The organism is Hyphobacterium sp. (assembly GCF_965228115.1).
Classification (GTDB): domain Bacteria; phylum Pseudomonadota; class Alphaproteobacteria; order Caulobacterales; family Maricaulaceae; genus Hyphobacterium.
In genome coordinates, this window is record NZ_OZ245794.1 from 2,354,108 (window position 1) to 2,380,190 (window position 26,083).

27 protein-coding genes are annotated in these 26,083 nt (G+C 59.4%); 14 read left to right on the forward strand and 13 right to left on the reverse strand.

The annotated features are described in order from the left end of the window. Positions 1 to 13 precede the first annotated feature (13 nt). The gene (gene folP, locus ACO079_RS12060; protein WP_421792956.1) at positions 14 to 796 is read left to right on the forward strand and encodes a dihydropteroate synthase; all 783 of its coding nucleotides are present in this window, start codon (positions 14 to 16) and stop codon (positions 794 to 796) included. Here folP and ACO079_RS12065 read toward each other — a convergent pair. The 7 genes from ACO079_RS12065 to ACO079_RS12095 form a co-directional block, all read right to left on the reverse strand. Continuing rightward, on the reverse strand, positions 780 to 2,627 hold the full coding sequence (locus ACO079_RS12065; RefSeq protein ID WP_421790381.1) for an ArnT family glycosyltransferase: 1,848 nt from the start codon (positions 2,625 to 2,627) through the stop codon (positions 780 to 782). The genes folP and ACO079_RS12065 overlap by 17 nt on opposite strands. After that, positions 2,627 to 3,376, reverse strand: coding sequence for a glycosyltransferase family 2 protein (locus ACO079_RS12070; protein WP_421790383.1), 750 nt, complete (start codon positions 3,374 to 3,376; stop codon positions 2,627 to 2,629). The genes ACO079_RS12065 and ACO079_RS12070 overlap by 1 nt, the downstream gene beginning before the upstream one ends. A gap of 76 nt (positions 3,377 to 3,452) precedes the next feature. Beyond that, on the reverse strand, positions 3,453 to 4,445 hold the full coding sequence (locus ACO079_RS12075; RefSeq protein ID WP_421790385.1) for a PhoH family protein: 993 nt from the start codon (positions 4,443 to 4,445) through the stop codon (positions 3,453 to 3,455). Between the two features lie 85 nt (positions 4,446 to 4,530). Next, complete coding sequence (locus tag ACO079_RS12080) at positions 4,531 to 5,322, reverse strand: hypothetical protein (protein WP_421790387.1); 792 nt, start codon at positions 5,320 to 5,322, stop codon at positions 4,531 to 4,533. After that, complete coding sequence (locus ACO079_RS12085; RefSeq protein WP_421790389.1) at positions 5,319 to 6,089, reverse strand: hypothetical protein; 771 nt, start codon at positions 6,087 to 6,089, stop codon at positions 5,319 to 5,321. The genes ACO079_RS12080 and ACO079_RS12085 overlap by 4 nt, the downstream gene beginning before the upstream one ends. Further along, positions 6,086 to 6,850: a hypothetical protein gene (locus ACO079_RS12090; RefSeq protein ID WP_421790391.1), complete on the reverse strand. Its 765-nt coding sequence runs from the start codon at positions 6,848 to 6,850 to the stop codon at positions 6,086 to 6,088. Before ACO079_RS12090 ends, ACO079_RS12085 begins: the two co-directional genes overlap by 4 nt. A 118-nt stretch (positions 6,851 to 6,968) precedes the next feature. Then, positions 6,969 to 8,732 (reverse strand): ABC transporter ATP-binding protein, encoded by a 1,764-nt coding sequence (locus ACO079_RS12095; RefSeq protein WP_421790393.1) that lies wholly within the window; start codon positions 8,730 to 8,732, stop codon positions 6,969 to 6,971. 305 nt (positions 8,733 to 9,037) lie between these two features. On the opposite strand from ACO079_RS12095, the gene thiD reads away from it, so the two are divergent. Next, positions 9,038 to 9,838, forward strand: a complete 801-nt coding sequence (gene thiD, locus ACO079_RS12100; RefSeq protein WP_421790395.1) for a bifunctional hydroxymethylpyrimidine kinase/phosphomethylpyrimidine kinase — start codon at positions 9,038 to 9,040, stop codon at positions 9,836 to 9,838. On the opposite strand, the gene ACO079_RS12105 is transcribed toward thiD, so the two are convergent. The 3 genes from ACO079_RS12105 to ACO079_RS12115 are packed head-to-tail and all read right to left on the reverse strand — an operon-like array spanning position 9,835 to position 11,848. Further along, positions 9,835 to 10,248, reverse strand: a complete 414-nt coding sequence (locus ACO079_RS12105; protein WP_421792957.1) for an EamA family transporter — start codon at positions 10,246 to 10,248, stop codon at positions 9,835 to 9,837. The genes thiD and ACO079_RS12105 overlap by 4 nt on opposite strands. Continuing rightward, positions 10,200 to 10,715, reverse strand: a complete 516-nt coding sequence (locus ACO079_RS12110; protein WP_421790397.1) for a DMT family transporter — start codon at positions 10,713 to 10,715, stop codon at positions 10,200 to 10,202. Before ACO079_RS12110 ends, ACO079_RS12105 begins: the two co-directional genes overlap by 49 nt. Next, positions 10,712 to 11,848: an aminotransferase class V-fold PLP-dependent enzyme gene (locus ACO079_RS12115; RefSeq protein WP_421790399.1), complete on the reverse strand. Its 1,137-nt coding sequence runs from the start codon at positions 11,846 to 11,848 to the stop codon at positions 10,712 to 10,714. The genes ACO079_RS12110 and ACO079_RS12115 overlap by 4 nt, the downstream gene beginning before the upstream one ends. A 124-nt stretch (positions 11,849 to 11,972) precedes the next feature. Between ACO079_RS12115 and ACO079_RS12120 the strand changes: the two genes are divergently transcribed. Together ACO079_RS12120 and ACO079_RS12125 are read left to right on the forward strand one after the other, a co-directional pair. Next, positions 11,973 to 13,142, forward strand: a complete 1,170-nt coding sequence (locus ACO079_RS12120; RefSeq protein ID WP_421790401.1) for a phosphoserine transaminase — start codon at positions 11,973 to 11,975, stop codon at positions 13,140 to 13,142. 73 nt (positions 13,143 to 13,215) lie between these two features. Next, on the forward strand, positions 13,216 to 13,785 hold the full coding sequence (locus ACO079_RS12125) for a hypothetical protein (protein ID WP_421790403.1): 570 nt from the start codon (positions 13,216 to 13,218) through the stop codon (positions 13,783 to 13,785). A gap of 100 nt (positions 13,786 to 13,885) precedes the next feature. On the opposite strand, the gene ACO079_RS12130 is transcribed toward ACO079_RS12125, so the two are convergent. Next, positions 13,886 to 14,425 carry a hypothetical protein gene (locus ACO079_RS12130; RefSeq protein WP_421790405.1) on the reverse strand — a complete coding sequence of 180 codons (540 nt, stop codon included), beginning with the start codon at positions 14,423 to 14,425 and terminating at the stop codon, positions 13,886 to 13,888. A gap of 106 nt (positions 14,426 to 14,531) precedes the next feature. Here ACO079_RS12130 and ACO079_RS12135 point away from each other — a divergent pair, with 106 nt between their 5' ends. The 3 genes from ACO079_RS12135 (at position 14,532) to ACO079_RS12145 (ending at position 18,231) form a co-directional block, all read left to right on the forward strand. Beyond that, positions 14,532 to 15,821 (forward strand): adenylosuccinate synthase, encoded by a 1,290-nt coding sequence (locus ACO079_RS12135; protein WP_421790407.1) that lies wholly within the window; start codon positions 14,532 to 14,534, stop codon positions 15,819 to 15,821. A gap of 73 nt (positions 15,822 to 15,894) precedes the next feature. Next, positions 15,895 to 16,638: a helix-turn-helix domain-containing protein gene (locus ACO079_RS12140; protein ID WP_421790409.1), complete on the forward strand. Its 744-nt coding sequence runs from the start codon at positions 15,895 to 15,897 to the stop codon at positions 16,636 to 16,638. A 75-nt stretch (positions 16,639 to 16,713) separates the two neighbouring features. Next, on the forward strand, positions 16,714 to 18,231 hold the full coding sequence (locus ACO079_RS12145) for a serine hydrolase domain-containing protein (protein ID WP_421790411.1): 1,518 nt from the start codon (positions 16,714 to 16,716) through the stop codon (positions 18,229 to 18,231). Here ACO079_RS12145 and ACO079_RS12150 read toward each other — a convergent pair. Beyond that, complete coding sequence (locus ACO079_RS12150; RefSeq protein WP_421790413.1) at positions 18,228 to 19,337, reverse strand: acyltransferase family protein; 1,110 nt, start codon at positions 19,335 to 19,337, stop codon at positions 18,228 to 18,230. The genes ACO079_RS12145 and ACO079_RS12150 overlap by 4 nt on opposite strands. A gap of 120 nt (positions 19,338 to 19,457) precedes the next feature. Here ACO079_RS12150 and ACO079_RS12155 point away from each other — a divergent pair, with 120 nt between their 5' ends. Further along, complete coding sequence (locus tag ACO079_RS12155; protein WP_421790414.1) at positions 19,458 to 19,853, forward strand: hypothetical protein; 396 nt, start codon at positions 19,458 to 19,460, stop codon at positions 19,851 to 19,853. Positions 19,854 to 20,050: 197 nt separating this feature from the next. Here the strand turns inward: ACO079_RS12155 and ACO079_RS12160 are convergent, their stop codons facing one another. After that, on the reverse strand, positions 20,051 to 20,557 hold the full coding sequence (locus ACO079_RS12160) for a TetR/AcrR family transcriptional regulator (RefSeq protein WP_421790416.1): 507 nt from the start codon (positions 20,555 to 20,557) through the stop codon (positions 20,051 to 20,053). A 185-nt stretch (positions 20,558 to 20,742) separates the two neighbouring features. On the opposite strand from ACO079_RS12160, the gene ACO079_RS12165 reads away from it, so the two are divergent. From ACO079_RS12165 to ACO079_RS12190, 6 genes are all read left to right on the forward strand, one after another. Then, entirely contained in the window at positions 20,743 to 21,333 is a 591-nt protein-coding gene (locus tag ACO079_RS12165) for a hypothetical protein (RefSeq protein ID WP_421790418.1), read from the forward strand. 172 nt (positions 21,334 to 21,505) lie between these two features. Beyond that, a complete protein-coding gene (locus ACO079_RS12170; RefSeq protein WP_421790419.1) occupies positions 21,506 to 21,868 on the forward strand; it encodes an MmcQ/YjbR family DNA-binding protein in 363 nt (120 codons plus the stop codon). A gap of 26 nt (positions 21,869 to 21,894) precedes the next feature. Beyond that, positions 21,895 to 22,563 (forward strand): DJ-1/PfpI family protein, encoded by a 669-nt coding sequence (locus ACO079_RS12175; protein WP_421792959.1) that lies wholly within the window; start codon positions 21,895 to 21,897, stop codon positions 22,561 to 22,563. Further along, complete coding sequence (locus ACO079_RS12180; RefSeq protein WP_421790421.1) at positions 22,560 to 23,012, forward strand: hypothetical protein; 453 nt, start codon at positions 22,560 to 22,562, stop codon at positions 23,010 to 23,012. The genes ACO079_RS12175 and ACO079_RS12180 overlap by 4 nt, the downstream gene beginning before the upstream one ends. A gap of 18 nt (positions 23,013 to 23,030) precedes the next feature. Further along, a complete protein-coding gene (gene thiC / locus ACO079_RS12185; protein ID WP_421790423.1) occupies positions 23,031 to 24,905 on the forward strand; it encodes a phosphomethylpyrimidine synthase ThiC in 1,875 nt (624 codons plus the stop codon). After that, positions 24,905 to 25,330: a hypothetical protein gene (locus tag ACO079_RS12190; RefSeq protein ID WP_421790425.1), complete on the forward strand. Its 426-nt coding sequence runs from the start codon at positions 24,905 to 24,907 to the stop codon at positions 25,328 to 25,330. The genes thiC and ACO079_RS12190 overlap by 1 nt, the downstream gene beginning before the upstream one ends. Positions 25,331 to 26,083: the final 753 nt, after the last annotated feature.

The following is a 26,083-nucleotide window of genomic DNA, read 5'->3' on the forward strand; positions in this document are numbered from 1 at the left end:
TTGGCCTTGTGTCATGGGCATCGTCAACGTGACGCCCGACAGCTTCTCTGATGGCGGGCGGTTCAACGAGACGGATGCCGCGATTGATCACGCGCTGAAGCTGGCGCGCGAAGGTGCCGACATTCTGGATATTGGCGGCGAGTCGACACGCCCCGGGGCCAACCGGGTAGAAGAAGCGGACGAGCTGGCGCGCGTCATTCCCGTCATCAAGGGCGTGCGACGTCATACCGATGCCGCCATCTCCATTGATACAATGAAGCCGGTTGTCGCCGCCGCCGCCATCGAAGCCGGCGCGAGCATATGGAATGATGTAAATGCGCTGCGCGCGCCCGGTGCCAAGGCGCTAGCCGCTGAGCTGGGCTGTGGCGTGATCCTGATGCACATGCAGGGCGAGCCGCGAACCATGCAGCAAAACCCGCAATATCAGGACGTCGTGGCAGAGGTTGGAACCTGGCTTTCGCGCCGGGCGGAAGCGGTCATTCAGGCTGGTGTGGATCGCTCAAATATCTGGCTGGATCCAGGCATCGGGTTTGGAAAAATGCTGCAACACAATTTGCAATTATTGCGCAGCATAAAGGGCCTCACAAAGCTTGGATTTCCCTTGCTGGTCGGAGCTTCCCGCAAACGATTCATCGAGATGATTGATGCGGGCTCACAGGCGGGCGACCGTCTGGGCGGGTCGCTTTTTGCTGCGCTTTATGCTGCGCAGCAAAGCGCAGCATGCTTACGTGTTCATGATGTCCGAGAAACGGTTCAAGCGTTAAAAGTGATGGCGGCGGTTAACGCGGCAGGGTGACGTTTGACGTCTCCAGCGTCACAAGCCGCAAGGACAGCTCGTCGCCTTTGACAAGATTGACGCCGTCGACCTGACCCAGCTCACGCAGGGCGAGCCCGTCCATCGCTTCGAGAAAGGCCGCCTGTTCCGCAGCATCGACCGCAGCAATTCCGCAGTCGGGGTTAAACATCAAATGCGCAGCAGCGCCCGCACCATCGGTAAGCGCGACAGTGGTTCCCAGATGAAAGACATTGCTGGGCTCGCGGTAGCCGGCTGTGGCGGCGGGATATATCTCGCATCCGTCGAGCTGTGCCACCAGGCGCGCCATGCGATCAGAGGGCCAGGCTTCATTCACGCTCGGGATCGCAAATCCGAAAGCCAGCGCATATTGCAGTGCCGCCAACCCCGCCACGGGCAGAAGCCGATCAAGACGGGGCTTAAGGGCAAACCAGATAAGTGCGGCGATCGTCACCAAGCCAGCGATCCCGGCGGCAATCGGCAGGGTGAGATCATCCGATCCCAGCTCCATCGCGCCATAGAGGGGGACCGCGGCGATCGCCAGCCCGGCAATCACGGCCAGCCCGATCCATGCAAAATGCAGGGCCTTGGCTTTCCCGCCCTTCAGGATATCCCCGATCTGCATCAAACCGGCGGCCGCCAGAAGGGCGATGGCCGGATAAACCGGCAGCACATAATGTGGCAGCTTGGTCTGCACCATTTCGAAAACCACGAAAGTCGGGACAATCCAGACGATCAGGTAACGCACTTCCGGCTTTGCCCGCAAAGCCCAGGCGGCCAGAATGGCCAGGCCGATCAGGGCCGAACCCGGCCAGAACATCGCCGGCGATAGAAGAGAATGATACAGGAAGGGTCCGCCATGGCTGTCATCGGCCTCGCCGACCTTTCCGAACAGCGCATGGCCCACCGATTCCTGCAGGAAGCCCCAATCCGTTGCTAGATTGATGGCGATCAGCCAGGGCAGGGCCAGGGCGGACAAAGCGATCAGGCCCTTGATCCAGTGGAACTTTGCCAGCACGGACCGTGTGTCCGCATTGCGGATCAGATCAAAAACGAAGGCGCCTGCGAGGCCACCCATCAGCGCCGGAATGCCACCGGGAAGGAAAGTCACGCCGGCCAGATTAAGGAGTTCCAGCACGGTCGCGACTGCGATCAGCCCCCAGAAATAGCGGGCATAGTGTTTCAGGATAAAATAGCCGATGATCGTCAGGGCCGAAACCAGGGTGATGATCGGTCCCTTGATCATGATCGCTGCGCCGCTGGCCGCCCAGAACAGCAAGGGCCAACCGATGAATTTCAGGCGCTCACCGGCTTCTGCCCGCAACAGCATCATCATCAGGCCGATTTGCGCGAGCACACCGGTCGCCAGCAACATGGCGTCGGTCTTGGCGGTGCGGGCCTCGACCTGCAGCATGATCGCTGCGGCCATCATGACCCCCGCAGCCAGCCCGGCCTGCGGTCCGAAAAAACGGGCACCCAGCCAGGCCGTACCGAAGACCGCAATGAGCGCGCCCAGCAAGGACGGAATTCGAAAGGCCCAGATGCCGGCCTCAGGCCCGCCAAAGGGGGAAGTGGTGATCACCTGCATCCAGTAAATGCCGGCGGGTTTCACATGCCGGGGCGCATCCTGAAAGCGGATATCGACATAATCGCCGGTTTCCATCATCTGGGTGGCGGCTTGCGAATAACGCGCTTCATCCCGGTCCATGACCGGCATGGAGGAAATGCCGGACCCCAGCGTGATGACGGCCAGCACGGCCAGCGCGATCCAGGCCCGCGGCGTCATACCCCAACGGGTTTCGCCCGCAAACAACCAATCGGTCAGCTTTTGCATCACTCATCACCCTTGGGAGTAAACAGCAAATCCCGTGAAGGAATATGCGTGCGCCGCATCAGCCAGTTCACGCCCATAAGATCAAAAAACCCGGCCACGCCGCGGCCCAGATTGGTGTATTTCGTTTCGCCCGATATCCGCGCGCGGTTCACCACATCCACATAGATCTGATCGAAGCCCAGATGCCGCGTCAGCGGCGGCAAATAGCGATGTAGAGAGTCAAAGAAGGGCAGGGCCAGAAACAGATCGCGCGGAAGGGTTTTTAGCCCGCAGGCCGTATCCGGGCACTCATCGCGCAACATGGCGCGGCGTATGCCATTGCCAATCTTCGAGGCCCATTTGCGGTTGGCCCCATCGGTGCGGTTGGTGCGGCACCCGCAGACCAGCGCCGGGGCCTCCAAAGACGTCAGATCAATCTCGGCGGCCATATCCACGACCGAGCGCGGATCATCCTGGCCATCGCCATCCATGGTCGCCACCCACAGCGTATCCGCAGCCAGAAATCCGGTGCGTAAGGCCGCGCTTTTACCCGCGCGATCAGGATGTTGAATCGCCGTCAGCTGCGGATATTGCGCATCCAGCGCGGCCAGTTTTTCCCAGGTTTCGTCGGTCGAGCCATCCTCCACCGCGATTATGTGGAAGGCTTCAAACGCTGAGGAAAACACTTCCACCGCCTCGGCGATGACCGAGTCGATATTGCCCGCTTCATTGTGAACCGGAATCACGATGGAGAGTTTGCCAGACTGCATGTCCGCCCGCTTCAAGACTGCCCGGGTTGGATAGCGTGTTTTGTGTCGCGGCGATACTGCCGCGTTTCAGCCCGTCTCAGCTTGAGGAAGCGTCCTGCACATAGAGCGCTTCAAGCTTTGCCACCACCGGGTTGCGGATGATGTCGGGCACGGTGAAATGAATGATGCGGGCGAAGTCCTCGCGCTCGACCATCTTGAGGAGATGTTCAAAGCCGGACTGGCCATCATTGCGCAGTTCGCAATGGTTCGGATCGCCGATCAACACCATGCGTGAATTTTCCCCCAGGCGCGACACCGCCATCCGTGTGCGGCGCACATTCATGTTCTGCGCTTCATCTATGATGAGGAAGGCATCCGCAAAATTTCGTCCTTGCAAACGGCCCACCGGGGTGACTTCCAGCCGGCGCCGTTGTTGGAGACGGCGGACTTCTTCCGGCCCGATAAGATCATTCAGCTCATCTTCTATGCCGGCAAAACCTTCATCATAGACCCGGTCCAGCCGGAGTTCCGGCGTCATGGTCTGGCCTTCTTCGATCACATTGGGCCGGGCGACAATCATGTGCCGGATTTTCCCGGTATCGAGCAGGCTCAACCCGGCCGCCAGCGCCAGATGGGTTTTGCCGGTACCGGTCGGCCCGGAGGCGATGATGATGGGTTCAGTCCCTTCGAGCAGGGCTTCGATATAGGCGTGTTGCAACACCGAAAGAGGGCGCACAGGTTTGGGTAAGCCGGGCAGGCGCAAGACCAGGTCGCGCTTAAGCGCATCGTTGATCACGGCTTTCAGCGAGCTGGCATCCAGACCCTCATGCGTACCTGAAGCTCGCCAGTGATCAACGATTTGTTCCAACCAGCGCTGCATCACCAGAACGGCGGGTGCATCGCCATGGATTTCTACCCCTTGAGACACGGCCTTCAATGAAAGCTGATAGGGCGAAAGCGCGGCGTGGGCGGCGTGCACGACATCCCGCGACTGGCGCAGCTGAGACGCCAGTGTTTCAGGTGCGTCCACCTTTACACATCGCGCGTGAGCCGTATCCCGCTTTATCGCGCTCTGAGCTGAGTCAGGCATCGCCAACCCCCATAAACCATATTTCCGTTAGGGGATTATGCCGGGCGGGCATGAAAACGGGGTTAAGCGTGCAAAGTCGCGGGCTCTATGAGGCAGCCGCTATGCATATCTCCAGATCGCTTTGATAGTCGCACAGATTTTCAATCAACAACGACACACTGGCTTGAAGGTTGGAATAGCGAACACCTAGCTCCCCGACATAGACTTGCAGGTCTCCTCTGAGAGTGGGATGAGACCGGATCAACTGAGCGGTAAGCCGGATATCGTCAGCGGGTAAGTCAAGCTCGCAATCCCGTCGCAACCCATCGATTTGCCCGGTCGCATCGAGGGTATCACCGCATTGCTCATTGATAGCCGTTTGAATGCGGTATGGCACGGTTCGGCGAATACTATCACGCAAAGCCGAGCCGCGAACATAACCTGCAATGAAAGCGCGATAATCGAACATGTAATTCGCAACGGCGCGGTTGGCTAATTCCCGATCCGGAATCAGCCGGAGATTTCCGGTTGCGACCAGTTCGTCATAGGCCGCCCTGAGTTGGGCTCTCCCCACATGTTGGGTGGCATTATAAATCGCGACGATGAAGTCTGAATCCTGTTGTGGGTCTTCGGAATCGAACAGATCTATGGCACGCAGTGCGTGATGGTGGACGGCGCCATAATACTCAACCTGAAAACGCCCGCGAAACGCCTCGCCATGCAGATCGTCCAACAGATCCTCTGCAAAACTTTCGCCCAGCTCGATTTCTCGTTGTTGCTGCGCCCAATTGGTGATCTGAAAGCCGATCACCACACCCGCGATGACGATGACGAATTCGAGAGTCACCGCGAACCAGTTTTGTTCGCGGATAGCGGTCGAGAGGCGGGCGAGGATCATTGGTCCGCTCCCCGCGAAGCACGAAGCTGGGCCAGCACAGCTTCGGTCGTGACGACTTGAGACTCGTGGATCGCCAGAGCTGCATACTGGTTAGAGACCCAGAAACGCAGTTGGCGGTTCAGGGCCTCGTCCCGCATTAGCGCGATAGACAGCTCCGCGAGAATTTCAGCCTCGGTAGCGGGTGGCTCACAGTCGATAAGACGCTGGTAGCGGCCTGCTTCGGACGCATAGCACGTCTCCCAGATATAGGTTTGGATATCCATGGGGATGACGCCGCGAACCGTCTCACGATAGGCTGGCAACTCATTCAAGATGCGCGCAAAACCTGTATTGCTGTAATAGGCAGAAAGCTCGCCGCGCAATTCCAGATCTCGCAACAGGCGAAGATCGCCTGTTGCCACCATTTCACGATAGGTCGCATCCACGGGCTCGGCGCCACCCGCCTGGCTGGCGTTGAAGTAGGCGACAATGACGTGCCAATCGCTGGGCGGCATCTCCTGCCCGCTGGCATAGCGCAAGGCTTCCTCACCCAGAGCCCGCACCGAGGCCCTGAAGTCGCGTGCTTCCAGGAACCGCGTCTCGTTGGTTTCAAGATCTGCTGCCAGCCGATCGAGATAAAGTTCTGCGCGCGCTGTTTCGGCGCGATTTTCCGCCCATCCCGTGATGGCGAATCCAATCACCACGCCGGAAACAACAACGAAAAATTCCAGCACAACGGCGAACCAGTTCTGTTCGCGGATGGCCTTGGAGAGTCGGGCGAGGATCATTCGGCGGCCTCGCCGTGATCTATCCCCAGCGCCGCGTCCACAGCCGCATGAAGTTCGGCCAAGCGCTGATCCGTCGCATGAACCGCCGTTTCAACGTAGAAATAATAACGCGAGGTATTGTCGGCATACTGGTTGAGGAAGGCCAGGTCCGAGCGCATGGCGTCGAGATTGCACCGCGCAGAATTGTCAAACATCGGGTTCCAGTTTTCAGGCACGTCCGCCGCCACATACGTGATGGCCTCCGCGGACAGGGCCGGGAGGCTGTGGAATCCACGGGTCATCTGATCGACAAGGTCGGCCGTCCTTTCGAACCGCTGCAGTTGATTTGTGAGCGCAATCCGCACCGCGGCATCGTCGATCAGGCGGATTGCACCCGTCGCCTCCAACTCATCGAGCATAGGCAGAACCTGTGGTGGCAGGGCAAGAATGTGAGACCTGACCAGCGCACTGCACTCCTCTCGGGTCAGGGGTCGGTCCGCAGCGTCCGTGTCCAGCAGAAGCGGCGACAGCGCGCGCAAAGTGTCCAGCATTTCAATAGGCTGAACCAATTCCCGCCAGTCTTCGCGGACCATTTCAACATCAAGGATTTCATCGTGTAGGCGGGCCATGAGATCAGCGGCTTCCGCGCGTTCCTGCCGCTCGCCATTCCACGCCGTGATCTGGAAACCAATCACCACACCGGCGATGACGATGAAAAATTCCACGATGACTGCGAACCAGTCCTGTTCGCGGATAGCGGTGCTGATGCGATTTAAGATCATGTCCCCATAACTCCCCATCTCCGACGCTAGCAGGGCCTGCGCAAAAAAGGAAAGGGGAATAGGGGCAGGGCTTTACCGGGAAAAGGCGGAGGCGGTTTCCCGCCTCCACCCAATCCGATTAAGCCGCCGCGAGCGCCGCCAGGCGCGCATAGAGCCCATCACCCTGAGCGGCGAGTTCGTCATGCGTGCCCTGTTCCACAATCCGGCCACGGTCAAAGACGAGGATTCGGTCGGCATTGCGGATCGTCGACAGGCGGTGGGCGATGACAATGGTCGTCTTGCCTGCTGTGGCGCTTTCCAGTGCCTGTTGCACATCCCGCTCGGTCTCATTGTCGAGGCTGGAGGTCGCCTCGTCAAAGATCAGGACCGGGGCATCCGACAGGATTGCCCGGGCAATCGCCACGCGCTGACGTTCTCCGCCGGACAGTTTCACACCGCGCTCGCCGACCAGGGTTTGATAGCCCTGTGGCAGACGCGTGATGAAGTCATGCGCATTCGCCCGTTTAGCCGCGGCCGCGATCGCCTCTTGTGAGGCATCTGGTTTGGCGTAAGCGATGTTCTCGGCAATCGTTCGGTGAAACAGGGCCGGGTCCTGCGGCACCAGCGCCACCGCGCTACGCAAGGAGGCCTGGGTGACCTCGCGGACATCCTGCCCGTCCAGCCGCACGGCCCCGTCCTGCACATCGTACAGACGTTGCACCAGCTTCACGAAGGTCGATTTGCCAGAACCCGTGGGCCCCACCAGAGCCACCTGCTCGCCCGGGTCTATGCGCAGCGAAAAGTCTTCGTAAAGCCGCTTGGCCTGGTTTTCATAGGCAAAGCCGACCCCATCAAACACGATCTCGCCCGCACCGCGGACAAAGTCTGGCGCATCTTTCGCATCGGAGATCTGGACCGGCTGGGCGTCATACCCGGCAATGTCCTGGATCTCGTCCAGCCCGCGCTGCACGTTCTGCACCTCCTCGCCAAATCGGCGCATATAGCCGGCCATGGTCAGAAACGCCGTGATGGCGAAGACCACATCGCCCGGCGTGGCCTGACCCGCCATCCACATCTGGATCAGCAAGCCGGTCAGGCCGGCCTGCAACGCCAGAATGGCGATAATCTGGATCAGCCATGTGTTCACAAAACGAAACCAGGTCTTGCGGGTTTCCCGCCGCCAGTTTTCCGCCAGATCGGTGAAGCGGCCATCCTCGCGGGATTCTGCGCCAAAGCTTTTCACCGTGGCGATACCGCCAATGGAATCCGCCACGGCGCCGCCCAGCTCGGAATCGACCGCGTTGGAGCGGATGTTCTGGGGCCGGATGTAGCTGTTGGCGGCCCACACGGTGGCCGCCACAAACAAGGTCGTGACCGACAACGAGAACAGGCCGACCATCCACCACTGACTCAACATGTAAAAGCCCAGCCCGTACATCACGGCGATGGACGGGATCAGGCCAAACCAGGTGGTCGCCGTAATCGTGTCATAGGCCCACATGCCGCGCGTCACTTTGCGAACGACGGAACCGGCAAACGTGTTGGCATGCCAGTCGAGCGAGAAGCGCTGAACCTTGGCAAAGCTCTCCGCGACCATGTCTTTCATGTTCGAGGAGGAAAACCGGATCTCAAACCGCACCGCGATTTGCCGGAGGATATTGACGGTGATCGCCAGGCCCAGAAACACGGCATAGGTCGACCAGTGGCCGCCTTCACCCGTATTCAAGGCATCGATCAGCGCGCCCGCAGCAATAGGAACGAACACGTCGGCAATCGTGGCCAACATGGTAAAACCAACGAGGGCGGCAAAAAACCAGGGACGCCGCCGCCATTGCTTGATCAAAAAGCGGACCACGGAAAGATTGGATAAAACGCGAGGAGCGCGGGGTGCGGAATGGGTCATCGGACTTACGGGCGCAAAGCCGCCCGCCTCATACAGATTCGAATGTCACAGAAGGGGTGGATCGCGAGGGGTCACCGGTGGTCCGCATTGCCTGGCAATGAGGAAATAGGCCGGGAAAAGGCGATCGATCAGCCGCCTTTATAGTCGAATCTTATGCATGGGTCCTGGATGCTCCACTTGTTTTCGGGAGGCGGCTCTTACATCTCCTATCGGGTGAGGGCCACAGAAAAATGTCCTGCCGGGTCGCCTTGAGGACGAAAGCGCGGCATCAATGTCACACTGCGAGTGGGGAGAAAGACACAGAAATGGGCGAAGCCAAGGGACGTGTGTTGATTATTGCCGGATCAGATTCCGGCGGCGGAGCCGGCATTCAGGCCGATATCAAAACCGTCACCGCGCTGGGCGGTTATGCAGCTACGGCTGTCACCGCGATCACGGTTCAGAACACAAAGGGCGTGACCGGAATTCATCCCATCCCGCTGGACATCATCGAAGCGCAGGCGCGCGCCGTGCTGGCGGATATCGGCGCTGACGTCATCAAGACCGGCATGCTGGGCGATGCAGAACTGGCCGGGCTGATCGTGCGTCTGCTGAACGATTATCCGGATATTCCGCTGGTGCTCGATCCGGTCATGGTGGCAACCTCGGGGGATGTGCTGGTCGATGACACGGCCTTCACGGCGATCCGCGATCAGCTTGTCCCGCGCGCGGCCCTGGTGACCCCCAACGCGCCCGAAGCCGAAAAGCTGACGGGCCTTCCAAACGCCTCGCTGGAAGATCAGAAACGGGCCGGTCGGGCCCTGCTGGAAACCGGTGCAGAGGCCGCTCTGGTCAAGGGCGGGCATCTGGACGGTCAAACCATCCACGACGTGCTGGTGACGGCTGACACAATCACCGTGTTTGAAAGCGAACGGCAGGACACGCGTAACACGCATGGCACCGGCTGCACGCTGGCCTCAGGAATTGCCGCCGGGTTGGCAAACGGGATCGGTCTGCCGGACGCCGTCGATCGCGCCAGCCGCTATCTGTCTGAAGCGATCCGCACGGCACCGGGTCTGGGTTCCGGCCACGGGCCGGTCAACCACGCCTGGCGGTCAGGCGGTTAGCGTTTTCGCGACAGGGCGATCCCGGCCAGGATGATCACCAGCCCCAGATACGCATTCCACGAAATCACTTCCCCAAAGGCCAGCCCGGTAAACAGCGCAACAATCGGCACCAGATAATTCACCAGGGCCATGAACCCCGCCCCGGCGCGGGCAATCAGGCCGACATAAATCACCGTGGCCAGCGCGGTCGGTCCGAGGCTCAGCCAGGCCAGTGCGCTCCATCCGGCAAGCGTCGCCGGTAAGTCGTTCACCGAAAGTTGCCACAGGCCAAAAGGCGCGCCGAGAATGGACGAACAAATCAGCGCGCCGGACGCCAGTACCAGAGGATGCGTCTGCGGGGTCTTGCGCGTCAGAATGACGTTCAGCGCATAGGAAAAGCGGCGGCCAGAACGGCAAGCTGGGCCAGAAATGTCGGCCCCCCAAGCCCGGCCAGTGCCGCTGGCCCGATCAACACCACCGCGCCGGCGAAGCCAACAAAAAACCCTGCCAGCTTCCAGCCGGTCATTTTCTCTTCAGTGAAGAAATGCGCCAGCGCCACTGTCGTCAGCGGCATGACGGCCAACAGGATACCCGCCAGCGCCGACGGTATCTGCGTCTGGCCCAACGGAATCAGGAAAAACGGCAGGGCATTGCCGAAAAATCCCAGCAGGACAAAGCTGATCCATCGCCGGTCACTCAAAGGCGGCAGACGGTAACCGCGTGCATACGCAAAAGCGGTGACAATGACCGCGGCAATCGTCAGCCGGGTGAAGGACAGGGCGGCAGGTGGCAGGCTGTCCAGCGACCACTCGATGAAAATAAAAGCCGTTCCCCATAGCACGGCAAGTGACAGCAAGATCGCCCAGTCGCGCGTGCCGGGGGTTGAGGGCGGGCTCATGCGAGCTCGGCCCTTAGAGCGTCGGCAAATCGGTCGATATCGGCCTGGTCATTGTAAAGATGTGGCGTCACCCGCAGCCGGTCGCCGCGCTGTGAAACAGAAACGCCGCGTGCTGCCAGGCGGCCGGCAAGATCCGCGGGCGCGTCATCCGGCAGAGCCAGGCAAAGATAGTGCGGGGCCCGATCCGGTGTGTCGCACCGGGCACCAAGAGAACGCACCGCCTCTTCAATCGCGTGGGTCCGCGCGGACAATCCGGCCAGCAGATCATCGCCCAGACCGTTTAACCAGCGCAGCGAGGTCAATGCCGGCCTGACTAGTTGAAAGGCCGAGCGCTCGCCCATGTCGAAGCGGCGCGCGCCCTCCTTATAGTGGTCAGCATAGTCTGCCAACCGAGTCAGATCTTCTGCGCCCTCGCGGACAATCCAGCCCGCCTCTAGCGGCTGTCCGCCTTGATGCTCCGGTGCGACGTAAAGATAGCCGAGCGTGTAGGGGCCCAGCAGCCATTTATACCCTGCAGCAACGGCATAATCCGGCCGCACCTCTGCCATCGGAAACGGCAAAGCCCCTAGAGACTGGGTAATATCCAGGACAAGCCGTGCACCGTGTTCATCTGCAGCTTCGCGGACGGCTTTAAGATCAACCGTTCCACCATCGGCCCAATGCACCTGAGGAATGGCGACTATGCCCGATTGGGCGCTCAATGCGCCCAGCACAGCCTCGGTCCAGCTTTCATTGGCTGAGCGGCGAACGGTTTTCACCACAGCATTGCTCGCGGCGGCCTTGTCGCGCCAGACATAGACATTCGAGGGAAATTGCGCGTCCAGCACCAGTATTTCCTGACCGGCCGCAAGCGGTAAATTCCGGGCAGCAACCGCCAAGCCGTAACTGGCGGCCGGGATCAGGGCGATATTCTTGGCCTCGGTTCTGAAGGGCTTAGCGGCCTCGCCCCGCAGCGCTTCGGGCAGATCAAAAAAGTTCTCCTGAATATTCAGCTCCCACGGGCGCTGGCGAAGATCATAGGCATTTTGGCCTTCAAGCGCGGCGTGCTTGGGCATGGGCCCCATATATGCACAGTTCAGATATGCCAGATCGCGTGGCAAATCGAAGAGCGGGCGGATCTCGGAAGTGATCATGAGGCGGGCACATGGCGCGGCGCGGCCGTCAGGTCAATTCACGCTTGCGGTTTGAACCGAAACAGTTTGCGAATTGACGCCGTCCATCCTCCGGCGTTAGGCCGGAAAAAAACCGGATCCGGCCATGACCGAACTTACAAAACCCCAGCTTCGCCCCTTTGATCCACGCTTTTCCTGCGGCCCCACCAAGAAACATCCCGGCTGGTCAGCCGATCAACTGGCCAATGGCATGTTGGGCCGCAGCCACAGGGCCTCCGGACCGCGCCAGCGCATTGTCGAAGCCTATGAACGCACCGCCGCCCTGCTGGAATGTCCGCCGGACTATAAAGTATCCATGGTCGCCGGCTCCGATACCGGCGCGATGGAAGCCGCCATGTGGTCTCTGCTCGGCCCGCGCGGCGTGGACGTCTTTGCCTGGGATGTATTCGGCGGGCGCTGGACCAAGGATGCCCGTGACGAGTTGAAGCTCGAAGATCTGCGGATTTTTGAAGCGTCGGGTGGCGAAACGCCCGATTTCAGCCAGGCCGATACGGATCGCGACACAATTTTTACCTGGAATGCGACCGCAGCCGGCGCGCGCATCCCGAACACGGACTGGATCAAGACCGACCGCAAGGGCCTGACGATCGTGGATGCCACCTCGGCCGCTTTTGCGATGGAACTGGACTGGTCGAAAATCGATGTGCTGACCTATTCCTGGCAAAAATCCATGGGCGGCGAAGCCCAGCACGGTATGATTATTCTCGGTCCGCGTGCGCTGGAACGCCTGGCCACTCATGTCCCCGCATGGCCCGTGCCGCGTATCCTTCAGCTCCACAATGCGGAACGCACCGGCGTGAATGATGTGATCTTTGACGGCAAGACACTCAACACACCCTCGCTGATGTGTTTCGAGGATTATCTGCTCGCGCTGAAATGGGCCGCAAAGGAAGGCGGGCTCTCGGCTCTGATCGCGCGGGTCGATCACAATTATGCGGCCTTGGCCGAATGGGTGAACCGCACCGGATGGATCGACTTTCTCTGCTTTGATGAATCCACACGCTCGCCGGTTTCGGTGACGTTGAAATTCGTTGAACCCGGCGTGGCGTCTTTGGATCAGGACACCCAATGGTTGCTAACGCGCAGAATGGTTTCACTGCTGGAACGCGAAAACGCGGCGCTGGACGTTAATCCGCACCCGTCCGCACCCGCTGGGCTGCGCATCTGGTGCGGCCCGACCATGGAAGCTGATGATATCACCGCGTTGGGCCCGTGGCTCGATTGGGCCTATGCAATGGCTAGACAGGATATCTAGTTTTGCGCTTTGCGGCGGCGCACATTAGGGTAAACAAATGCGCGCTGCAGGGGCGTTAGTGAGGGGTAATAATATGAAATCCAGTGTTCTTGTTCTCGCGGGCCTGTTGGCTGTTTCGGCGCCGGCGCTCGCCGATGATCATGACTTTGAAGTCCGTCTCGGCGTGACCGCCCATGATCTGGCCCGCAGCATTGAGGACGGGCCGAATGTCACCTTCGGTATTGTTGGTCCTGAGATAGAACCGTTGAGCTTCATCTGGTCGCCGCGGCCTTATGCCCATATTTCGGTCAACACGGTAGGCCTGACCAATTTTGGCGGTGTCGGCCTGGAATGGGATTTTCCGCTCTCGGATGTGATTTCTTTTCAGCCCGCTTTTGGCATTGCCTATCATGATGGCGTCAACGACATCGATCCGAATGCGCCGCCCGGGGATCCAAATCGTATCCGGCTGGCGACCACACGCGCTCTTCTGGGCGAACATGTGCTGTTTCATTCCACATTCGCCCTGAACTGGGAGCTGTCAGAGCAAATGACTGTGGCGGCTTTTTACGAGCATATCTCGCACGGCCAGATTCTGGGCAGCGGCCGCAATCAGGCGCTCGATAATGCGGGTATCCGCTTTGGTATCCGCTTCGGCGGATAGCCTTCAAATCTGTGTTTCTGGAGTTTGGGTGCGCCGCTGATCCGGGGGAGGACCAGCGGCGCGACGCAATCCGGGAGGACAGACAAAGGGACCGGGAGTCCTACTCCCCGGATTGCGTATTCGGATCGTCTTCCTGATGCACATAACGTCCGATGAACCAGTCGGTCCAGACCTCTTCAGCAGCGTCAAATTGCGTGAAATGCTGTGTCACGCTGCCATCCTCATTCAAAGTCCAGACGCCCCGGAACCCAAAGCGTTGATCATTGGCATGGTAATGGATTTCGCCTTCCAGAGCCATAGCGCCGTCGGCATCCAGACCACCGGAATAGTCAATGAAGATTCCTGAGCTCATCCAGACCTGCCGCCATTGACCGGTCAGCGGGTCATAGAAATTCATTGAAAAGCCTTCGGATCCGCTGGCACCGGACCAATGTTCTTCAATCAGGCAGCCGCCTTGGGTTTTCCGGATGGAATTGGTCCCGGCCAATGTCCCGTCTGGCGAGTAGACATTCCATTCGCCGACCCAGAAATCGAAATCGCCGCGATGCGCCATCCCGTTGCAGGAGGGCGGTGTCTGCGCGCCAGCCGCAGCCGTCAAAGCGCCAGCAAAGGCGCCGGTCATTACAAGTTTGCGGATCATGGTTTTCCCCTGCACACATGGCCCTTTGTCAATCTCAGACTAGGCTGATAGACCGCGATTGGCGTCTCACAATCGCGTGAGTCTCCGCCGGTCCTGGGAGAGCAAAATGGCCAATGTTACTGTCGTCGGCGCACAATGGGGCGATGAAGGCAAAGGCAAGATTGTCGACTGGCTGTCGCACCGGGCCGATGTCGTGGCGCGCTTTCAAGGCGGTCATAATGCAGGTCACACCCTGGTCGTGGGCGATCAGGTCTACAAGCTGTCGCTTTTCCCCTCCGGCGTGGTGCGTGGCAAGCTCTCCGTCATCGGCAATGGCGTGGTGATCGACCCCTGGGCGTTTCGCGACGAAAAGAAACGGCTGGAAGATCAGGGCGTGGCGATCACGCCGGATCTGGTGAAGGTCGCAGAAACCGCCAGCCTGATCCTGCCCGTCCACCGCGAGCTGGATGCGCTGCGCGAAAACCGCGATGATGGAATGGCCATTGGCACCACACGGCGAGGCATCGGTCCGGCCTATGAAGACAAGGTTGGACGCCGTGCCATCCGGGTTTGCGACCTGGCAGACCCAGCCAGCCTGGAAGCCAAGATCAAAGACCTCCTCCATCATCATAACGCCATCCGCCGCGGCCTCGGTCAGCCGGAAGCCGATTCCGCGAGCCTGATCGCAGAGCTCAACGACATTGCTCCGCATATCCTGCCTTACATGGCGCCCGTCTGGAGGGATTTGGAAGCCGCCTTGCTGGATGACAAGAAAATCCTGTTTGAAGGCGCACAGGGCACGATGCTGGATGTCGATCACGGCACCTACCCTTATGTCACCTCGTCCAACACAGTCGCCGGACAGGCCGCGGCCGGAACGGGGGTCGGGCCACGTCATGCCGGCTATGGGCTGGGTATTGTGAAGGCCTATACGACGCGAGTCGGTGAAGGGCCGTTTCCGACCGAACTAAAAGACGAGACGGGTCAGAAGCTGGGCGAGAAAGGCCGCGAATTTGGCGTGGTGACCGGGCGCCAGCGCCGCTGTGGCTGGTTTGATGCGGTACTGGTCCGTCAGGCCATGGTGCTCGGCGGGATTGATGGCATTGTCCTGACCAAGCTGGACGTGCTCGACGGGTTTGATGAGCTCAATATCTGCATCGCCTATGACATTGATGGCGAGCGTTATGACCGCCTGCCGCCCGAACGGGGCCTGCAGGCCCGCGCCAAACCGGTTTATGAGACCATTGAGGGCTGGAGCGAGTCCACTTTTGGTGCACGCGAATGGGGGCAATTACCGGCTGCTGCGGTGAAATATGTGCGCCGTCTGGAAGAGTTGATCGGGGTTCCGGTGGCGATGCTCTCGACCAGCCCGGAACGCGAGGATGTCATCCTCGTCACAGATCCCTTCCGGGGCTAGCTGCACCTGACTTGAATTTAATCATCCGGAAGTCTCGCGGCGTGCATCTCTTTGCTAATCGCGAGGCTGCATGATGACGAGTAAGACCACCTGCCTGCTGGATAATGCCGATTTGTCGGTTCGCCTGTCCTGGTATCAGCCCGGAGCGGTGATGACCGAACACGCCCATGATCTGGGTCAGGTATCAATTCTGCTGGCGGGCCGGTTGCGCGAAATTGCCAGAAACCACCGGGCCGACAGCTCGACGGCCTATATCGGCTTCAAGCCGTCCGGCCTGTCGCACGCCAATGTCTATGGCGAAGCGGGCGCGCTCATCCTGTCCCTGAACTTTCCTGATCAAAATTGTCCGGCCTCGCGCGGCTGGAACTGGCAGGCGGCGAGCCGTGAGGAAATCACGCTGGCCCGTCAGATTGCCGCGGAGACAGTCCCGGAAACAGAGCGCCGCCAGTTCGCGCTGGACCTGGCGGCCAGTGCGTTATCACATCAGAACACGGAGGCGATTGCCCCTGGCTGGTCGCGTCAACTGCGCGATCAGATCGAGGCGGGGGTACCGGTCGATCTCAATCGGGCCGGCCAGAACTTTGGCCTGCACCCCGCTCACATTTCGCGCGGCTTTCGCAAATGGTTCGGGGCTCCACCCAGCCTTTATGCGCTGCGTTGCCGGATGAGCCGCGCCGTGGAGGCGCTTGCGGCGGGTGAGGCGGCTGCGGATGCGGCGCTGGATGCCGGATTTGCCGATCAGAGTCATCTGATCCGCACGCTTAAACGTGAAACCGGCTTCACGCCGAAACAGCTGACCCGTCTTCTCGCGGCCTGAGGTTAAACGCGTTCAATCTGTCGGCTGCTGAACGCGGCTAAACCGGCGTCCGGGCTTCGGATTGGAGTAAAGACAATGAAGAATATTCTGGCAGCCGGACTGGCCAGCATCGCGATGATGCCATCGGCAATGGCGCAAGACATTGAAACCGCGACCTCGCGCATGAATGCCTATCTGGATCAGTTTTCCGATCTGGTCGGGCCCGGCTTTGCTGTTGTGGTCGTGACGCAAGACGACGTGTTGATGAACCGGGTCGAGGGCCTGCGCCGTGCCTCTACAGGTGCGCCGCTCACCGCAGAGACGCCGATCTATATCGCCTCGCAGACCAAGGCCTATATGGGCCTTGTGGCCGCTGCGCTGGATGAACGCGGAATACTGCCGTTGGACACGCAGCTTAATGCCTATTGGCCGGATCTGACCTGGCCGGAGGGTGTGGACGGGTCGGCCAATAAGTTGCGCGATCTGCTGACCCATGAAGTGCCCTTCAGCAATGGCGCGATCACCTTCCTGGAAGCCTATGTCATGCGCGTCGAGCCGGAGGATTATCCCGCCCTTATCGAGGCGCATTCCGAACCGCGCGAGCCGGGCTTTCAGTACGGCAATATCGGCTACAATGTTTATGGGGCCATTCTGGAAACTGTGACGGGCCGGACCTGGCAAGATTGGCTGGATGAGATCCTGTTTGATCCGCTTGAAATGGATCAGACCTCGGCCCGGACTTCGGACTTTCCCCTGGAGGACCACGCCTGGAGCCATATCTGGCAGGGTGAAGAGCTGGGTTGGCATGAGGTGCGCCCGAAAACCGATGGCATGATGCAATCAGCGGGCGGTCTGGTGACCTCTCCCGATGACATGATCACCTGGCTGCAATTACAGCTGCGCGGCGAAGCTCCGGAGGCGGGTTTGACCGCCTCCATGCTGACAATCGCCCAGACCGCCTATGCGGATACCAACCAGCTGGATGGCCGCAATGCCTATGAAATGCCCTGCCATGACTATTCGCTGGGCTGGAATATCTGCGAATTTCAGGGCTATGAAATCCACATTCATGGCGGCGGCTATACCGGCGCGCGCACCATGATGGCCTATTCGCCCGATGCCGGCGTGGGCATCGCCGCCTTTGGAAATTCAGACAACATGACGGGTTGGTGGACGCAAACGGCTGTCCGTATGTTCTTCCAGTTTCTGGCAGACGATGAAAATGCGGACCGCATGATGGCCCACCGCGAACACTTCTACCGCGAACGCACCGCGGCTCTGCTGGATCGCCGTCAGCAGCAGATCGCCGAACGCAATGCGCAGGACTATTGGGAAGGTTGGGCCTGGAGCCCGTCAGCAGACGAGCTTTTGGTCTATGCGGGTGACTACCGGCCTGAGGGCCTCGATGCACCTGTGGAAGTGTCGGTAGAAGATGGCGGCCTTCTCTTCCGGATGGGCGGCTATCATTCGCGGCTTCGTCCGGCGCGGCTTGATCTCTTCGGAGGGCAGAACCATCCCTTTGACGCCGCCGACCGGTTTGATTTTCAGCGCAATGAAGCCGGTGAGGTGGTGTCCTTCACCTGGAATAATCAGACGTTTTCGCGAATGGATTAGCGAGCGGGCCGGGCCTGCTGGCCGCGGATAGCGGCCAGCAAAGCGGGCTTCATCGCCAGCGCCGGGCGTTCGACAAGGACGCGCAACAGCCAGCCGGCGAGCACTGACAGTGGCAGCATGATCAGGAACAGCTGGCCTGACCCGATCGCCGGGATCATCGCCAGCGCCATCTGCCCGATCGGCCAGTGAAGGATGTAAATGCCGTAGGAAATATCCTCGACCTCGCGCACGACCTGGCCGGTTCTTCCGGGGATGAACACATAACCTGCCCAAAGCGTGGCATAGGCCATGGCGACCTGACCGGCGACCATGCTGGAGGGTAAATCCCTCAGGATAAATGCCCACGCGGCTAGCATCAGCGCCCAGCCGGGGGCCAGCGGAATATAATCGCGCCAGGCATACATGGCCGCGCCCACCATGAAGGCCCCACCAAAGCGCGCCGCCGCAAACACCGTGCCGCTGCCCACGCCTTCATAGGGCCAGATCAATTCAGTGATGGATAGAAGTGCTGCACCGATAAACACCGCCAGAATACCCCAGCGGCTGCGGAAAATACCCGCCACCGCAAACACGCCAGCGGCCAGATAAGCCAGCAGCTCATATCGGATGGTCCATAAAGGCCCGTCCATTTCCGGTATCGGATGACCGGAGAACACGCCGGGCAGGGTGGCTTGCGGATCGGCTTGGGACAAAATCAAGACTGGAAACAGCCAGGTTTCGCCATGCGCGAAATAATCCTGCAGCGACAGCGACGTGAAGGTCGGTCCGACCAATAGCCACAGGATCAGCATGGCGGCGATCAAGCCCGGTAAGATGCGCAAAAAGCGCGACAGCGCGTAATTCAGCATGTCATTCCCGCGCATCACGCTGGCGGCGATCATATAGCCGGACAGGATGAAAAACCCGTCCAATGCAAACTGCACCACCCCGTCGAGAAACTCCGGGAAGACCCCATGAATGGGCAGGCCCATGGGCAACATGATGGCGTGACCGCCAAGCACCAGCAGCGCAAAGGCCGTGCGGATCGCGGTGAAGTTATTCTCACGCGACTCCAGCCGCCCATGTTCGCCTGTAAACAGGTATTTGCTCAGTTTTGACACGCTCATAGCGCCGCCTCCGGCTTAACGGAGGGAGCAGCGCAATAAGAGGGCCGTGCGCCTGTGGCACGAAACCCAGCATTTTGTGATAGTATGCTCGCCTTGAACGCTTCGGATCAGGAGAACACCATGTTCGACACGGCCTCCACCACTGAGTTGTTTCTGCGGATTTTCGGTCTCTACTTCGTCGCCGCCGGGGCAGGTACTGTCATCAATCCCGGTTCCATGAACACAATCAGAACCGAGATGGAAAACAGCGCCATGCTGCGCTTCATCACCGGCTTTCTTGCGTTTGTAACGGGCGTCATAGTGCTGGCCATCCACCAGCCAGCCCAAGGCTGGACCTCGACGCTGGTGACCGCCTTCGGTTGGCTATCTTTACTGAAAGGCGTTGTCCTGTTTGTTCTGCCGTCCATCTCATTGGGTTTGATGAAGGCTGTTGCGTCAAATACCAACGTCATGCGGATCTACGCGCTTGTCATCGTGATCGTCGGGGCCGGGTTGCTTTATCTGGGTTTTGCCTAAATCGCTTGCTTGCCAGTTAACGGGCGCTTGGAGCCCGCAGATTGCTTCAACCTTGTTTTTCGGGCGCTTCGGCGGTCAAAAGTTGATGTAGCGGTTTTTGATGGGTGTTGACCCACTCACCATGCGACCCCGGCTAAATCGGACGAGACAGCGGATTAAGACGGCCGGAGCAAAAATGGGCTGCGGAATGGTATCGTTCAGCCCGTTCTTGTCGCTGAAATCAACGCAAAGTTGGCGGCACGGATTTGCGTTGTTATCTCCGCAACGCTGGCTGAGAGGTCTCCGCCAACCCAGGCCCGTATTAATCCGGCATGGGCTTCAGCAATCTGCCGGGCAACCAGTGGCGCTCGCGGCAACGTATCAGGCAATTCAGTTGCAATCATTTCGGTAAGAAGACTCATTACCCGCGACCGCATCGGGCCAGAAAAAGTATTTCGCGCCAGGGCCCGGTAGTCCCAGTAGTGTTGCATGAGGTGTTGAAGATTACCGGTGTCAGACTCTTCGCGCACCGTGTCTGCAAGAAGCTGAAGCGGCCCCTTCAGGGCTTCGACGAAAATGGCGTCTCGGCCATTGAAATGTTCGTAGAAGGTTGATCGACCGACATCGGCGATTTCGACAATATCAGCGACCCGGATTTGTTCATATGGCCGCGACAGAGCGAGTTGCGAAAATGCGCGTAAGAGGGCGTGTCGTGTGCGCCGCACGCGTCGGTCAGGAGCGGTCGATTTATCGGACAATTGTATCAATTCGTCTGCTTTCGGACTTTTTATAGCCGGTTTCTGTTCACTTCCAAGGGCGTTTCTTTTTCCTGTCAGGAATTGCCCTCGCGCCATGGAAAGGAACGCTTATGGCTATCCAGACGACCCGCTCCCCAGCCGGATTCGCTGAAATGACTCGCGCCGCCGGGCTCGTGATGGCGATTGCGTCCGGCCTATCGATCCTTTTCATGGCGCATCATCCAACCGGCATTGGCGGGCCTGGTATCAACCTGAACAATACGATTCATGCCGGCATGATGATATTTGTTGTTGTGATGCTCGCAGGTTGGACGGCTTTTACCGTGAGGCGCGGTCTGACCTATCTGAACCTCGTCGCGATCATCGCTTACGCGTTAAGCGTGCTCGGTCATCTAGGAGCAGCGCTGATTAGTGGCTTTCTCACCGAACGCCTCGCGACAGTCGTCGCCCCTGCAGACTCACGCGATCTTTTCGCGCTCACAATGGTGACCAATCGCGTCCTCGCGGAAGCCGCGATTGTGGCGGCTTCAATCGCATTCCTTTTCTGGTCGATTGATTTGTTGATCCGCTTGCCCCGCCAAATCGTTCTGGCTGGCCTGGGCCTTGTTGCAGGGGTCCTGCCAGTAACCGCGCTGCTGTTTGGCTGGCTTCAGTTGGACATTCAAGGCGCGTTTCTGATCTACGGAATGCATGCGCTTTTTACGGGCGCCGTTGGTATTCAATTGACACGGCGCAAGCTGTAACCAGCAGAGTCGAGCTGACCTGTTTTGGCTTCGCGCAAAAGGCTTGCCGGCCACCGCCGGGCCGCCTAGGCTTACAACCATCCAAGGGGTGTCCGGATCATTGGGGTCCGGGCTGAGACTTTACCCTTAACAACCGGATCCGGGTCATGCCGGCGGCGGGATGGAGAGCGCGATGACGCGTGAGGAATTTGACGACTTTTGCGGCTCGCTCGCCCATACGACCCATGTCGTGCAATGGGGCGATGCCAGCGTCTGGAAGATCGGCGGGAAAATCTTCACGGTCGGCGGCTGGAACAAGACAGAAGACGCCTTTTGCGTTTCGTTCAAAACCTCCGACATCTCGTTCGAAATCCTGTCCGAACAGCCCGGCTGCCGCCCGGCGCCTTATCTCGCCTCACGCGGCATGAAATGGATCCAGCGCACGGGCGAGGAAACACTCTCGGATGAGGATCTGAAAACCTACCTCGCCGAGAGCTATCGCATTGTCGGTACCGGTCTCACCAAAAAGCTTCGGAAAGAACTGGGGCTGACTTGAAGATCGGGTTTTTCATTTTCGAGGGTATGACCCAGCTGGATTTCACCGGCCCGCTGCAGGTATTGGGGCGAATGCCAGCCTCCGAAGTTTGCGTAATTGCGAGAACACTGGATCCTGTGGGCACGGACGGTGCCCTGACCGTTTTACCTACTCACGATATCAACACCGCGCCGGATCTCGATTTGATCTGTGTGCCCGGCGGGTTTGGAATTGCAAGCGTGGCGAAAAGTCAAATCTCGATTGAATTCATCCGCCGACAGGCTCTTCATGCCCGCTATGTCACTTCTGTCTGTACAGGCGCACTCATTCTCGGAGCAGCGGGCCTGCTGAGAGGCAAAAAAGCCACGACCCATTGGGCCTATCACGACCTTCTACCTCTATTTGGCGCTGAGCCAGTGAAGGCACGTGTTGTTCGCGATGGCAACGTGTTCACCGGCGGCGGTGTGACGGCGGGCATTGATTTTGCCCTGACCATTCTGGCGGAAGTCGCCGGTCCGGATCTTGCCAAGACAGTTCAGCTTGGACTGGAATACAATCCCGCCCCGCCATTCAATTCGGGCCATCCGGATATAGCCGATCCGGTGGCGCTGGAGGCCGCAAACAGACGTTATGCGCCCGCGCTTGCAGAAACCCGTGCCGCCTTTGAAAACTGGTCAGACCCTCGAAACTCCGGGACGAAGTGGGATCGGAAATGACAGCATCCAAACCTTTCTTTGGCATTGTTTTGGGTGCGGCGCTGGTTGGCCTTGCCGCCTGCACTGCGCCAGACGAAACCAACGCTCCACCACCAGCCGAGCCCGTCTCGCTCGATCCGGACGGTCTCCACGCGGTGCTTATCGAAGAAGCGGACACTATCGTGCCTTCGATCTGGCAGACCGGAGAGCCCGCCCCGGAAACCGCGCTGGCCTTCTGGCATGTGCCGCCCACGCTGGATGACATCATCGCCACATCGGACTGTACCGCGCTGGACGAGGTGAACACCTATGACTGCACGCTGACTTTGCGGGCCCCCAATTATGATGCCGACGAGGATGAGCGCCGCGATGTCGAAGCGCTGTTCCGGTTTAATGTCCGCGACAATGAAGACGGCACCTTCACCCTGCTCGACCCGGCCGTGCGCTGGGCGGTGCGGGATGCGGAATAACTCAAAGAAAGAAAATCAATGAACAAGCCCACCCACCAGAACGCTTTTGAAACACCGGAAGTCACCACCGGGCCGCTGCCGGGATCGCGCCGGGTGTATACAAACCCGCAAGCTGCGCCGCACCTGTCTGTCCCGCATCGCGAGATTGATTTGCACCCCACGGCGATGGAGCCGCCGGTGCGGGTCTACGACACGTCCGGGCCGTACTCCGATCCAGAGGCCAGCATTGACGTGGAACAAGGCCTGCCGCGCTGGCGCACAGCGCTGATCGAAGCGCGCGGCAGGGTGGAGGCTTATGAAAGCCGCGAGCCGACCGCGCTGGATAATGGCGGCGCGACGGGCAAATATCTGGCGCGCGAATTTCCCGTCCGCCATCGCCCGCTGAAAGCCAATGGTTCGGCCCCTGTCACCCAGATTGAATTTGCCCGTGCCGGCATTGTTACCGACGAAATGGTCTACGCTGCCGAGCGCGAGAATGTCGGCCGCCGGCAGGCATCGGAAAACGCTGCGGAAACCATCGCCGAGGCCGAAAGCTTTGGCGCGTCCATCCCGGAATTTGTGACGCCGGAATTTGTGCGTGACGAGATTGCGCGCGGCCGGGCGATCATTCCCGCCAATATCAACCATCCGGAGCTGGAGCCGATGGTGATCGGCCGGAATTTCCTGGTGAAGATCAACGCCAATATCGGTAATTCCGCTGTTGCCTCTTCGGTGGAGGAAGAGGTGGACAAGATGGTCTGGGCCATCCGCTGGGGCGGCGATACGGTGATGGACCTGTCCACGGGTAAGAACATTCACAACACGCGCGAATGGATTTTGCGCAATTCGCCCGTACCCATCGGCACCGTGCCAATCTATCAGGCGCTGGAAAAAGTTGGTGGCATTGCCGAAGACCTCACCTTCGAGATTTTCGCCGACACGCTGATCGAACAGGCCGAACAGGGCGTCGATTATTTCACTATCCATGCCGGCGTGCGCCTGCCTTACGTGCCGCTGACGGCGGATCGTGTGACGGGCATCGTCTCGCGCGGCGGGTCCATCATGGCGAAATGGTGCCTCGCGCATCACAAGGAGAGCTTCCTTTACGAGCGCTTTGACGAGATCTGCGAGATCATGCGCGCCTATGATGTTTCCTTCTCGCTGGGCGATGGCTTGCGCCCCGGCTCTATCGCCGATGCCAATGATCGCGCGCAATTTGCAGAATTGGAAACCCTGGGCGAACTCACCAAGGTGGCCTGGGACAAGGGCTGTCAGGTGATGATTGAAGGCCCCGGCCATGTCGCCATGCACAAGATCAAGGCGAATATGGATAAACAGCTCGAAACCTGTGGCGAAGCGCCCTTCTACACGCTCGGGCCGCTCACCACGGATATCGCGCCGGGCTATGACCACATAACCTCCGGCATTGGCGCGGCCATGATCGGCTGGTTCGGCACGGCCATGCTTTGCTATGTCACGCCTAAGGAACATCTCGGCCTTCCCGATCGGGATGACGTAAAAGTCGGCGTGGTGACGTACAAAATCGCTGCCCATGCCGCTGACCTCGCCAAGGGTCATCCGGCGGCCAAGCTACGCGATGATGCGCTCAGCCGCGCCCGCTTTGAGTTCCGCTGGGAAGATCAGTTCAATCTGGGGCTCGACCCGGAAACCGCCCGCGATTTCCATGACCAGACCCTGCCGAAAGAGGCGCACAAGGTCGCGCATTTCTGCTCCATGTGCGGGCCAAAGTTTTGCTCGATGAAAATCACACAGGAAATCCGGGACGAATTTGGCTCAGCGCGGGCGCCGAACCTGACCGAGGACGCAGAGATCGAGCTGGGCCTGAAAGCCAAGGCGGAAGAGTTTAACGAAAAAGGTGGGCAGATTTATCTGAGTGAAAAGGATCAAAACTGATGGATCATAACGCCGCTTTCGCCGAGCTAAAAAATCTCGTTGGTTCCTGGAAAGGAACCAACGAGGAAGGGGATCCCGTAGAGGTCGCCTTCTCTGTGACCGCCAACGGGAGCGCTGTTGTTGAAGACTGGACATTTCATAATGGGATGACGGCGCTGACCGTTTACAGCCTTGATGAAGATACGCTTCAGGCTCGGCATTATTGCCCTATCGGCAACCAGCCTCTGCTGGAGCTGAAAGGCCGGGACAATCAAGGGGCGCTTGTCTTCGAGTTTGTATCTGCACGAAACCTTCCAGATCCGAAAACCGATCATAACCGGGCATTTGATATCAGGATGACCGGAAAGGACGAAATGATCCGCAACGAGACCTATCGTGAGAATTTTGTTTCTGAGTCCAATGGCACGCGATTTAGCCGCGTTTGAGCCCGATCGAGCAGAACATATGTAACCTTCCCCTTCTTCTTAGCGAAGAGGGTTGGGAAACTCGGATAACTCAAACTTATCCCCACGCTCTAATTCCCACCTACAATGCCTCCACCTCACACCTTCATGGAGCAGCAGGCTGCAGGCCGTCTGGAGACTTGGGTGAGAGGGGGATGCCTCGAGTGGGGGGCGGTGTAACGGAACTTCTTTCTTGTTGCTCCGGGCCATCCGGCCCGTCACTCCTCGCTTAGGCGGGGCAAGCCCGCCACGCTGCGGGCGCCCAAATCTTGTTAGTATTCTGGCGCGCTTTTGGGGAGGCAATCCTGCGGAGCCTCGGGGCAAGATGGCAAAGAAAACAACTGCCCCGAGTGCTTTCAGCAAAAGTGGGCACCGGTTTTGCAGTTCGAAAGCACGATACCTAAAGTCAGATAGATGGATCCCCGGATCCCCCGATCGGCGTCGAGGACAGGCAAGTCCGGGGACCTCCGGAACCGGCCATTATGTGGAGCGCAAGTTCCAGACGGTTCGGCGGGCTGGCGGCAGTCGACTGTGCCATAAGCGGAGCCCGGACAGGCGATAAGACATCCCGCGCGGGAGGCCTCATAAGCCACCCACATACAAAGTTTTCGGCTTGCGAGATCCCTCCCGCGCGCTGCTTCTTCTGTTTCAAACCTCGCGGTGAAAACCGGCGGGGGTAATTGGCCTGGTTCGTAACAAATCTACTCGTCACCCTCCGGCTTGACCGGAGGGTCT